Below are 11855 nucleotides of genomic sequence, written 5' to 3' on the forward strand. Positions count from 1 at the left end.
CTGCTTCCTGTTCTCAAAATCAGTTTTCAGAACTGCCGTCTTCGTTCGGGATATCGGCGGAGACAATCAGCTTGCGCTGGGGATTGTGCTCCAGGGTGTAGCGCTCCCTGATATACTCGCCGCCCCATTCGCAGATGTTGTTCAGTACCGGCAGCAGTGTTTTTCCGAGAGGAGTCAGGCTGTATTCAGTTTTCGGGGGGATTACGGCATAAACCTTGCGGGAAATCAGAAAATCATTCTCCAGCTCCCGGAGCTGTTTCGTAAGTGTTTTGGCAGTGGCTTCGGGGATCAGCTTCTGAAGCTCGCTGAAGCGCAGCGCCCTGTCCCGGAGATGATAGATAATAACGACCTTGTATTTGCCTCCCACCACCCGGAGGGCGGTTTCTACCGGGCATTCATTTTCGCCATAGCAGTTACTGTTCATAGGGCCTCTCTGTTATCACAGTCTGCCAGTTTCCGGGCTCTCGCGGGGATAGCCGGAACTGACAGGAAGTGCTTCAAAAATAATCTGTACACATCCTTTAATGCGTATATTCGCCCGTTTCAGAACAGAATAAAAGGAGTGTACTTTCCTGAAGAATAACACTTTCTAAAAGAAAGTAAATGAAAATAGTTCCCCCTACTACTTTTCTGGCGGGAGATTGCTTTGGGGATTCATTTTTTCTTGCTAGGTACCGTTAAGAAATAAAGTTTAATTTTTTCAAATAAATACAGATATGAAAGACAAAACAAGAACTCTCCTCACAGGAGAAAAAGTAATCCCTGATTTTACCGTTAAACGGTAAAGGTTGGGAGTAGTGGATTCGGGCAAGTCCTTATAGTTTCTGTGGTCTAAAATATCCATGTTCGTAACCTTGCTGTTTAGCTATTGCAGTTATGAACGGGGAGATTGCGGAAACCGGGTAAAGTTTTGGGCAATCTTCTTCTTAAAACTGTTCCATTTTTTCTTCACTGCTTTCTATTTTCTTCAATATTCTTCGTAAAAACTCAAACATGCTTCTGATTTACTGGATCCTGAGGACCTCCGCCTGTGGTGATAAGGGGGATCAGGAATTTAAAGAACAGACTGTCAAGATTGTATGAAAAGAGGTGTCACTAAATTTCAGCGGAGATGGTCACGTAGGGGGGGGGTAATTTTTATAGTGGGTGCGAAATCGTTGCATTGTAGCCAGCATTATTGTATAATGCCTGTATGGTCATAGCATACTTGAGGTTCAGGGGTACTTATCGTGGGAATTTATGTGGCAATAAAGTCATCTGGAAAAATGCATGAGAAATACCTGTCTGTTGTTGAAAACTACAGAGATAAGGACGGCAAGAAAAAACAGAGAACAGTCGCTTCTTTTGGGAAGTTGAAAGATGCACTAAAAGAAGATCCTCAGATTATTGAAAAATTAAAACTTAAATATGAGCATTCAGAAACAACAGAAAGAAAACAACTGCTCAACAAAATTTCTAATGATGTTAATGATGATGCGCTACAGACTTTTGCTAAATTAAGGGACAATTTGAATAATGCTCCGTTATTTAACGGTGAATTAAACTATGGCATTCAAGCCCTACGGCCAATATGGAATGACTGGCTTGGTTTGTACTATAAATTGAATTACCTGCAACAAGAAAACTCAAAGCTTAAATGTAATATTTCCGATATAGCTCAATATCTCACTGCGTTAAAAATTATTGATCCGCATTCGTATTTTTGTGGGTACAGATCTCAATATAAATATTTATGCAATCCAATTCAAAATGTGTCAATTAGTGATATTTATAACACAATTGAATTTATAGGGCAGAACCGCAGTGCGATAATGGAATATATTAATAGAAAAATGGTTGAGAAATATAATAGAAATCTTACCATGGTTTTTTATGATTGCAGTAATGTATATTTTGAATCGCCATACGATGATCGTGAACATATTTTCAGAGCGCTAATGACAGGTGTGAGAAAACAGTTTAAAGAAGAAAATAAAGAAATAAATGAAGCTGAACTACGGGAGATGAGCAGCGATCCTGAAAAAATTAATGAGGTAATAAATAAATTAAAATCAATGCTAAATGAAGATACCTGCTGGCGAATGAGAGGCATGTTCAAAGAACATCGTTATGATTTACCATTGGTATCTGTTGCTTTGACTATCGATGACAGAGGCATTCCTGTTGATTTTGATATATTTCCAGGAAATTTTTCTGAATACAAAACCATGCCCAAAGTCATAGGTAACATGAAGAAAAAATACAATATTCAGGATACGATAGTTGTAGCAGATTGCGGTTTAAATTCCATTGGTAATATTGAAATGCTGGTCAATCATAAATTGGGTTTTATAGTTGCTCAAAAAGTATCAAATCTACAACCAGAATATGAAGCTGTTATGTACGATCATTCCACTGGATATAAACTTTGGAATACTGATAAAGAAAATTCTCAAAGCAATCAAGATGAAACAAATAATAAAGATAAGGCAGAATACTGCACCAGAAAAAACGATTTGAAAGATGATGAATTCGTGTTCAAGAGAATTCCCTATATCAAAGAAGTGATAGTAACTGACGAAAATGGCAAAAAGCATAAAGCAGCAGTAGATTGTGAAATATTGTTTACTTTTTCACCCAAGAGGTACAAGAGGGATATTGCTCAACTAGAGGATGATTTGGTAAAAGCAAGAGAAGCTGTAGCTCAAAAAAAAGATATGGCGCCATGCGGAGCTGGATGGAAAAGTTTAGTTTCAGTAAAAAAAGAAGTTACAGAAACATCAGCAGAACCAAATAATAATGTTCCTGAAGGACAAAATTTATCAGAACAGGATGTTAGCAGCAAACGGCAACAAGAAAATAATAAAACTGAAAAAGGAAGAACTATCAAATCAACAAATGAAAATATTTCTTCGAGAAATGATGCTTTGGAAAGCAATACCAAAGATAAACAAACTCAAAATAGCAAGAAATCGAGAAAAAAGTCAGAAGAAAAAAGTAAAAAATCCAAATCATGCGATCTTTACAAAGCAGAAAAAATTAAAGAGGATGTCGTAGAAGAGCGAAGAAAGAGAGCTGGGTACGTTGCAATTATATTTAAACAGGCTAATGATAACAATAGTAACAACAAACTCAATAACAGTAAAAATCAAATTGATGATAACAACATCGTTAAAGGAAGTAAAGGCATAACAGACTCAAAATTATTAACCTGTCACGACAAATTAGTTAAAATAGAGGAATGTTTCAGAATTATGAAGAGTAATTTCTCTATTAGGCCAGTATATGTTAGAAAGAAAATTAACATTTGCGGTCATATAACCTTGTGTGTTATAGCCCTAATTATAATGAGGTTAATGGAAATTAAACTTAAGGATGCTGGTACACCTTTGACTATAGAGCAGATACAAACCGCTCTAAACAGCACTGTTACAGCTATGAGCAATAATGGAAAGGATGGATTATTTATTAAAAATAATGAAATAAATAACTTTATCGATATTAAAGAATGGAAAGAACTATCCTCTCCTGAAAAGAATAATTCAAAAGAATCATTTATAACAAGTTTTTTGAATAAAAAGAAATACCTTCAATCTGACATAGATAAAATTTTAAAAGTTGTTGGTCTTGAACCTTTATGCGGAATTTGTTCCCCATCTACTGTCTGCCAAAAATTAAAAATCAGATCCAATTATCAGGATATGATTGGAAATCTGTTATCAGATATACAGAGTGCCGTTTATGAGAATAACACCTAAGCCATAGGAAAGTTTCGCACCCACTAATTTGAAAAGGAGTTTGAGCACAAAGCCAGTTTCCACAAGGCTTTGTGCCTATTTTTCGGCGTTACAAGTCGAAAACGCAGGTTTACTTAGAAACCATCTGGAAGGTATATGCAACTATGCTCTATATCATATTACAACAGGTAAGGTTGAAGGGACTAATAACATGATTAGAACTCTGAGAAGGAGACATTATGGGATCCCTGATGATGACTACCTTTTCTTGAAAATTATAGACGAATCAAGAAGGTGATCCCATTGAAATATTTATTGAGCCATTTTTATTCGTTCATTTTCTTTGTTTATTTCATTTTTAACATAACGTGCTTACTCAATTATAACTGCCTATATTAAGGCCTATGGTTATGAGTCCGGGGTAGCTTGGCGGTTATTTACGTAAAACGGCAGAAAGGGTCCTTTTTCAGAATATGATAATTCAGGTAATCTTTAAAATAAACAATATTTGATTGTGCAATGTTTTGTATATTTATTTTTTGAACTTTTTTATGATAACTGTATCAAATAAACAACCTTTTCAGGATGAAGGTGAAATATTCAGCCGCGGTACGGGAATCGGACAGTTACATGTATGACTGATTATTTAGAATTGACAGGTGTCAATCATAAAAGGCTTTTCAGGCTGAGGCCGGAAAATGTCCGAATACATGGATGTTGATAATTTAGAATCAGTTTAGTTTTTTTGTTAATAGTGTATTTGGAGATAGATTTGAAAATGACAGGTATAAAAATTACATCAACGGGTTCGTTTCTTCCCGGAAAAATTGTTACTGACAGTATTTTCGATGAAAGGTTTAACCTGAAGGAAGGTACCACATTCAAAAAATCCGGAGTAAGAATCAGACATTATGTGGAAAATGAATCACAGGTGGATCTGGCTCTTGCTGCCTTAATCAATATCCCTGAAGAAAGTCGTAGAGACATCGACTTGATAGTTTTTGCCGGAGGTTCCTCACAGCAGCCTATTCCATGCACTGCCTCTTTAATTCAGAAAGCTCTTGGACACGAATATAATTCCATTCCATGTTTTGATATCTGTTCCACCTGTTTAAGTTTTGTAACGGCGCTGGATACCTTGTCATATATGATTGATGCGGGACGCTACAGAAAGGTTCTGCTGGTTTCCAGTGACATTGCCTCAAAAGGGATAAATACCAGAGATTTTAACAGTTCCATACTCTTTGGTGACGCTGCGGCAGCGGCGATACTGGAAAAGACTCCGGAAAATGAGTCATCCGGAATACTCACTTACAATTTCAAGACCTTTGGTGAAGGAGCCGACTGTGCCAGAGTAAGAGGCGGTTCAACCTTTATGCCGTTCTACATGTGGAATGAAGACAACATTGACGATTACCTTTTCCACATGGATGGTCTTAAGCTTTATGAAATATCCTCAAAGTACATAGTGAAAATGTTCAATGACGCACTGACGGATGCCGGTCTGACTATGGATGATATCAGGCTGGTGATTCCGCATCAGGCAAGTCTCCCCGCACTGAAGCTGATACAGAAAAAACTGCGCATTCCTGAAGGTAAAATGCTTATTAATATTGAGAATCAGGGAAATACCATAGCATCCTCCATTCCTCTATGTCTGGATTATGCTGCGAGAAACAAATTAATCGAAAGAGGTGACAGAATTGTTCTTCTGGGGACATCAGCAGGACTCTCCATAGGAGTAATGGTTCTTGAATATTAAGAATATACTGATTACAGGTGGACGGGCTCCGGCAACTCTTTTTCTGATAAGGAAGCTGTACCGTGCCGGCTGCAGAATAATTATTGCTGAGGGCTGTGATTATCACATTGCAAAATACTCTGCGTGCGTTAGCGCCTGCTACAAGGTAATCTCTCCGGTATCTGATACTGAAAAGTTTATTGATGAGATTACCGGAATTGTGAAAAAGGCAAAGATTGATCTGATTATTCCGACCTGTGAGGAGATTTTTTATCTCTCAAAAGGTAAACAGACTTTAGAACAGTACTGCCGGGTCTTTTGTGATGAGCAGAAAAAACTTTTGGAGCTGCACAATAAATGGTCTTTTTATGAAAAGATCAGAAATTCATATACCGGAGTTAAGCTGCCACGGAGCGCTTATGTTGAGAATGCCGTCGAGCTTGAAGAGTTTATTAAAGGTAGCTGTTCCTGTAAAAAATTTATCATCAAGCCTGTTTATTCGCGGTTTGCCACCAGAGTTATGATTACGGACAGGGTACCTGATAACTTCGTTCCTGGGCACTATATTGTTCAGGAGTTTATTGAGGGGGATCAGATCTGCAGTTATTCGGTTATCCGTAATCACCGGATTCTTCTTCACAGTGACTACCGGACGGTATATGCCGCAGGAAAAGGTGTAACAATCGCATTTCAGTACGAGGATAACCGCAGGATTTATGATTTTATCGAAGAGTTTTCCCATAAAGAGGATTTCTTCGGCCAGATAGCCTTCGATTTTATTCAGAATGACACCGGACTCTATCTCATTGAATGCAATCCCCGCCTTACCAGCGGAATTCAGTTATTTGATGAAAGCAGGGATATATCCGGAGTGTTTACCGGAGAAGGGATTTCTGAAACGGTTTATCCGGACCGCGGGTACAGAACGGCACTCATTATGATTATGTTCATGTATATCTTTGCCAATGTCCATTCCTGTAGGGAACTGCGGGCATGGTGGCATACCATAGTGTCTTCTGAGGATGTAATCTATGATAAAAGGGATATCAAACCTTTTTTCATGCAGTTTGCCGTTCTTATTATGGTGCTGTTTTCCGGATTCAGGAAACATGTCGGTCTGAAGGAAATGTCAACTTACGATATAGAGTATAACGGTGATGATTAAGGTACTTGTAACAGGAGCTACCGGATTTTTAGGCTTCCGGCTGGCTCTGAGATTAAAAAAAGCGGGATTTGCTGTAACCGGTCTCGGCCGGAATCAGAGTAAGGGAAGATTTCTGCAGCTTGCCGGGGTGGAGTTTATTTCCTGTGATCTCTCAGAGACTGATAAAATGGACCAGGCTTTTACCGGTGTAACATATGTTTTTCACTGCGCCGCCAGATCCAGCGTCTGGGGTGACTATAAATTATTTTACCGGGATAATGTCAAAGGAACTGAGAATGTGGCATCACTGTGCCTTAAAAAAGGAGTAAAAAGACTGGTGTATGTCTCAAGTCCGAGTATTTACTTTGATTTCAAGGATAAACTCAATATAAAGGAAAGTGAACCGCCGACAGAACATCCTGCCAACAACTACATTAGAAGTAAAATCATGGCGGAAGAGGTTATCGACAGAGCTCATGAACAGGGGCTGGATGTCATTACCATCAGACCTCGGGGAATTTTCGGGGCGGGGGACCGGGCTATTCTGCCACGGCTTCTTAAAGCCAACAGGGAGCGTTTTATTCCCCGAACCAGAAAGGAAGATATCCTTATTGATTTAACCCACGTTGATAATGTGGTGGAAGCCATGATTCTGGCAATGAATGCTGACAGTCGCTATTCCGGTCACAAGTACAACATTACCAATGGAGAGAGCGTCAGAATGTACCGGACATTAGAAAATGTGATAACCGGTTCCGGTGAAAAGTTTAACTCCCGCTACATGTCCTATCGTCTGCTTTTCACCGTTGTCAGACTGACGGAATTATTTCATAAGTATATTCTCAAAAAAGAACCGGTTTTTACGGTTTATTCATTGGGGCTTCTTTCATTCAGTCAGACGCTGGACATTTCCAAAGCCAGGAATGAACTTGGTTACAGACCTGTTATTTCTGTAGAGGACGGACTCCGGGAGGCTTTAAGTGATAGAACATAAAATGATGTGGGCCGGATACTGCCTGCAGAAGGAGGCGAATTCCATAAAGGGTGGCGGAAACAGGGAAATCCGGTTTCATGCGCTTTTTGTTCTGCTGGAGCATCCGCAATACGGCCATATTCTTTTTGATACCGGCTACGGAAGCTATTTTTATGAGGCGACGGAAGTCTTTCCTTATTCTGTATATGCCAGGGTTACCCCTGTTTTTATTAATGAAGAGGATACGGCAAAATCACAGCTGCTGAAGCTGGGGATTAAACCTGAGGATGTCTCATATATCATTATTTCCCATTTTCATGCCGATCATATAGGAGGACTTCGTGATTTTCCTGAGGCAAAATTTGTCTGTCTGGAGTCTGCCTATCAGGCGATTAATAAGCGTACGGGGATTATGGCACTAAGAGAGGGATTTTTACCGAAACTCCTTCCTGATGATTTTTCTGACCGGGTTATGTTTTTAAGGGAAAAGACCTTTTCTGATGAATTCTGCCCGTTCACTTATTACTATGATGTCTTTGGAGATAAAAGTATTCTGGCATTTGCTCTCTCCGGTCATGCCAGCGGACAAATCGGCATTCTTTCCGGAAAAAGGTTTTTTGTGGCGGATGCCTGCTATCACTCCGATGCCTACCGGAAGATGCTGCCTCCGCCTTTAATGGTGCGAATGCTTCTTGGTAGCAACAGGGAGTATCTGAGGATGCTCTCAATACTTCACGCTTTTTATCAAAAGCATCCGGATATCGAAATAATTCCTTCACACTGTAATGAAGTAGTCAGAAAGTATGCTTAAAACAATAATCATTTTATATTACTACTTTAAAACAAAATACTTCATGAGATTTGCTGACAGAGCAGCTCTTTTGAAATGGCAGAATTCCAGAGTGACCGGTTTTCTCAGAAAATATATTGCCAAATCCGGTTATTACAGTAGGAAATTCCGGAATATGGATGTCAGAAACTGGCAGAGTTTTCCAACAATTGATAAAAAGGAAATGATGGAGAACTTTGATGAACTGAATACGGTGGGGATTTCCCAAAAGGAGGCGTTTGAGCTTGCCTTAAACAGCGAAAAAACCAGAAATTTTAAACCGGAGATAAACAATATAACCGTAGGACTTTCCTCCGGGACCTCCGGAAACCGCGGTTTGTTTCTGGTATGCCGGATGGAAAGATACCGCTGGGTCGGTATAATTCTTGCTAAAACCCTGCCGGATTCCATCTTTAAAAAACATCGTATAGCCTTTTTTCTTAGAGCTAACAGTAATCTTTATACCGGAGTTAAAAGCCGGAACATCAGCTTCGAGTTTTTTGATCTGCTTGATTCCACGGATCACAATCTTAAAAAACTTGATGAGTATAAACCGTCAATTATCGTATCTCCTCCGTCAATGCTGAAAATTATAGCTGCAAATCTTAACAGAATATCGATAAATCCGGTGAAAATCATCTCCGTGGCTGAAGTGCTGGAAGAGCTTGACCGGCGGTATCTGGAAAAAGCGTTTAACCAGACTGTTCATCAGATTTATCAGGCAACCGAAGGGTTTCTTGCCTGTACATGCAGATACGGCAATCTCCATATTAACGAGGATCTTCTGGCAGTTCAGAGGGAGTACGTTGATAAGGATAAATTCATACCGGTGATTACAGATTTTTCCAGAACCTCCCAGCCGGTGATCAGGTACAGACTGAATGATATTCTGACAGAAAGTCATGAACCTTGTCCGTGTGGTTCTATGTGTCTCAGAATAGCCGGAATAGAGGGCAGGTGTGATGACATTTTTTATCTGGATTCTGTAGACGGCAGCTCATCTGTTGCAGTATTTCCGGATTTTCTGTCACGGGCGGTTATATATGCCTCAGACAGGATAGAGGAATATAAGGTGATACAGAACACCCGCAGGGAGATTCTGGTTTATGTGGATAAAACGGAGGAATTTATTCCGGTAAAAGAGTCTCTTATAAAACTGTTTACCGTTAAAAAATGTCAGATACCGGAGATTATTCAGCTGAAATCACTGGAGATTGACCGTACTAAAAAATTCAAGAGAATAGAGAGCAGAATTCATGACAGGTGATATTGTACTGTACGGCAGGGATAATCTGGCGGATCTCACCGTGCCGGACAATGATGATGCCAGATACGCCTATAACTACCTCAGTCCGATGATAACCGGCGGAGTAAGGAAATATATCAGAAATATAGATACGGAATTGATGATTCTGAAGATAGATGAACTGCTGCTCCCGGTAAACATCTGTGATAAGGAGTGCGGCAATTCGTATACATCCTCGCTCTACACCCATTATGTCTCCTATTCGGCTGAAGAACTGTGGGAACTTAATAACCCGCGTCTGGAGTGTTTTTTTAAAAAGGTGCTGTCCGTCCTCGGATGGTGCTGCCGAAAGTGTCAGACGGACAGAGTGGTATATGTTAACAACTGGTTTCTCTCCACCAACCTGTATCCGGAGATTACCGGAGAGCAGTACGGGATAATAACTGAATTTCTGAAAAAAAGATATCCGGGACATGCAATTGTGTTCCGCTCTCTGAATGAGCATTCCAACAGTAAGGATATCGGTTTTCTGAAGGAACTCGGATATGGACTTCTAGGGAGCAGACAGGTATATATTTTTGATTATGATAAGAGAAGGAGACTCACCGGAAAAATCAAAAATAAACTTAACAAGGATATCAGACTGCTTGAAAGCGGTAGATACCGGGTGACGGATATCCGTGAGGAGCAGGCTGCCGAGGCGGAGAAGTTTTACAATCAGCTGTATCTTGATAAATATTCTCTGCTTAATCCTCAGTTCAGCAATGATTTTTACCGGCTGTGCATCAGCAGAAAACTTTTGCATTTCAGAGTTTTTTCCAATGATAAAGGAGTATGTGCCGTGCTCGGCTATTATGTTAGAAATCATGTTATGACCACACCGGTTTTCGGATATGATACAAGTATTTCCCAGGATCAGGGAGTATACAGAGCCATGTCGGCACAGCTGGTTCTTGAATCAGAAAATAACGGCTGTACTGTCAATAACAGTTCCGGCGCCAGTAAATTCAAAATGTGGCGCGGTGCCGTACCGGCACTGGAATATTCAGCTGTGTACTACCGGCATCTGTCATTATTAAGAAAAACAGGATACCGGCTGTTGCGGCTGCTGATTAATGGTATAGCCATGAAGATGATTAAACATTACGGACTTTAAGTAAACCCCGGTGTTATCACCATGAGCCGGTGGTAATCTATGCCTCAATCCTGCGGTTTTCTACGGGAATAAGGTCGGGATTAAAATTTTTTACCGCATAATTTAAAATTACTTCCGGTTTTTCATGTTCTATTTCATCCGGCATTTTCTGTCCAAGAAATTCAATGGCTTTCACTAGAATTATTCCGGGACGGGAGACATCAATATGTGTGGCGTGATTCTGCTTGGAGTATTTCTGCCGGTTCTCTGAGAGGGCGAGCTGGAGATGCAGATACTGAGGGACAGGTGCTTTCAGACCTTGAAGCAGAGATATCTGGGAAAAGGTGTCATAGAGCAGATCCGAGCCGCGAACCACCTCGGTGATTCCGGTATCAATGTCATCATCATCAAGAAGGCAGACGAGATTATAGGCAAAAATACCGTCCCTTCTTTTTAAAATAATATCCTGCGTTTTTTTTTCAGGATTAGTGATCCGGCCGTACAGACTGTCGGTGAAACTCTCAACGTAATAATCGTTTCTATAACGGATGCTACGCTCCGGTGAGGCGGAGAGATTCAGATTACGGCATCTGCCGGTATAGATCCCTCCCATGGATTTATATCCGCCCGGGTACAGGAACAGTTGTAGGTGAGTCCCAGGGATATGAGTTCATCAAGCTTTTCCTGATAAAAGGAAAGTCTTTTACTCTGATAGATCACCGGCCCCTCAAACTGCATCCCTAAATGCTCAAGATCCTTAGGAATTGTTAAAAAAGGACGTTACTCTATCCGGTTAACATTCGGACAGACGGCCAGCGCGGTGGCCACCGGTACTCCGGTTACGGGGTTGACTCCGGTTACCACCGAGCCCAGATTGGCAATGGGACGTCCCATGCTCAGTCTGGTAACAGCCGTGGTGGCGGTGATTGCTCCGGTGCATACCGCTCCGGCAACGGCATCGCCCATGCAGGCCGTGGGAAGACCGTTGACAAGTCTGGTGGGATTGCCGGGACCGACGACCAGATCGCCGGTGGCGGTAGCGTTGGTCAGTGATGCTTTTGGTGTAGGCAT

General features: G+C 40.7%; 12 protein-coding genes. 8 read left to right on the forward strand and 4 right to left on the reverse strand.

Annotation, left to right across the window (positions count from 1 at the left end):
- Positions 1 to 19 precede the first annotated feature (19 nt).
- The gene (locus tag F557_RS0116400) at positions 20 to 424 is read right to left on the reverse strand and encodes a winged helix-turn-helix transcriptional regulator (protein ID WP_019003296.1); all 405 of its coding nucleotides are present in this window, start codon (positions 422 to 424) and stop codon (positions 20 to 22) included.
- Positions 425 to 1229: 805 nt separating this feature from the next.
- Here F557_RS0116400 and F557_RS0116405 point away from each other — a divergent pair.
- From F557_RS0116405 to F557_RS0116435, 8 genes are all read left to right on the forward strand, one after another.
- Positions 1230 to 3737 (forward strand): IS1634 family transposase, encoded by a 2508-nt coding sequence (locus F557_RS0116405; RefSeq protein ID WP_019003297.1) that lies wholly within the window; start codon positions 1230 to 1232, stop codon positions 3735 to 3737.
- 40 nt (positions 3738 to 3777) lie between these two features.
- Positions 3778 to 4014: a transposase gene (locus tag F557_RS23720; RefSeq protein ID WP_169335226.1), complete on the forward strand. Its 237-nt coding sequence runs from the start codon at positions 3778 to 3780 to the stop codon at positions 4012 to 4014.
- Positions 4015 to 4494: 480 nt separating this feature from the next.
- On the forward strand, positions 4495 to 5478 hold the full coding sequence (locus F557_RS0116410) for a 3-oxoacyl-ACP synthase (protein WP_019003298.1): 984 nt from the start codon (positions 4495 to 4497) through the stop codon (positions 5476 to 5478).
- Positions 5468 to 6622 carry an ATP-grasp domain-containing protein gene (locus F557_RS0116415; protein ID WP_019003299.1) on the forward strand — a complete coding sequence of 385 codons (1155 nt, stop codon included), beginning with the start codon at positions 5468 to 5470 and terminating at the stop codon, positions 6620 to 6622. Before F557_RS0116410 ends, F557_RS0116415 begins: the two co-directional genes overlap by 11 nt.
- Positions 6615 to 7595, forward strand: coding sequence for an NAD-dependent epimerase/dehydratase family protein (locus F557_RS0116420; protein WP_019003300.1), 981 nt, complete (start codon positions 6615 to 6617; stop codon positions 7593 to 7595). The genes F557_RS0116415 and F557_RS0116420 overlap by 8 nt, the downstream gene beginning before the upstream one ends.
- Positions 7582 to 8385 (forward strand): MBL fold metallo-hydrolase, encoded by an 804-nt coding sequence (locus tag F557_RS0116425; protein WP_157617935.1) that lies wholly within the window; start codon positions 7582 to 7584, stop codon positions 8383 to 8385. The genes F557_RS0116420 and F557_RS0116425 overlap by 14 nt, the downstream gene beginning before the upstream one ends.
- On the forward strand, positions 8378 to 9670 hold the full coding sequence (locus F557_RS0116430) for a F390 synthetase-related protein (RefSeq protein WP_019003302.1): 1293 nt from the start codon (positions 8378 to 8380) through the stop codon (positions 9668 to 9670). The genes F557_RS0116425 and F557_RS0116430 overlap by 8 nt, the downstream gene beginning before the upstream one ends.
- Positions 9660 to 10805 carry a hypothetical protein gene (locus F557_RS0116435; RefSeq protein ID WP_019003303.1) on the forward strand — a complete coding sequence of 382 codons (1146 nt, stop codon included), beginning with the start codon at positions 9660 to 9662 and terminating at the stop codon, positions 10803 to 10805. Before F557_RS0116430 ends, F557_RS0116435 begins: the two co-directional genes overlap by 11 nt.
- A 37-nt stretch (positions 10806 to 10842) precedes the next feature.
- On the opposite strand, the gene F557_RS20555 is transcribed toward F557_RS0116435, so the two are convergent.
- The 3 genes from F557_RS20555 to F557_RS0116445 are packed head-to-tail and all read right to left on the reverse strand — an operon-like array spanning position 10843 to position 11855.
- The gene (locus F557_RS20555) at positions 10843 to 11397 is read right to left on the reverse strand and encodes a glutamate--tRNA ligase family protein (protein WP_019003304.1); all 555 of its coding nucleotides are present in this window, start codon (positions 11395 to 11397) and stop codon (positions 10843 to 10845) included.
- Positions 11361 to 11549: a glutamate--tRNA ligase family protein gene (locus tag F557_RS23725; protein WP_425425353.1), complete on the reverse strand. Its 189-nt coding sequence runs from the start codon at positions 11547 to 11549 to the stop codon at positions 11361 to 11363. Before F557_RS23725 ends, F557_RS20555 begins: the two co-directional genes overlap by 37 nt.
- 15 nt (positions 11550 to 11564) lie before the next feature.
- Positions 11565 to 11855 carry a PAAR domain-containing protein gene (locus F557_RS0116445; RefSeq protein WP_019003305.1) on the reverse strand — a complete coding sequence of 97 codons (291 nt, stop codon included), beginning with the start codon at positions 11853 to 11855 and terminating at the stop codon, positions 11565 to 11567.

The sequence above is a fragment of the Succinimonas amylolytica DSM 2873 genome (genome assembly GCF_000378405.1).
Taxonomy (GTDB): domain Bacteria; phylum Pseudomonadota; class Gammaproteobacteria; order Enterobacterales; family Succinivibrionaceae; genus Succinimonas; species Succinimonas amylolytica.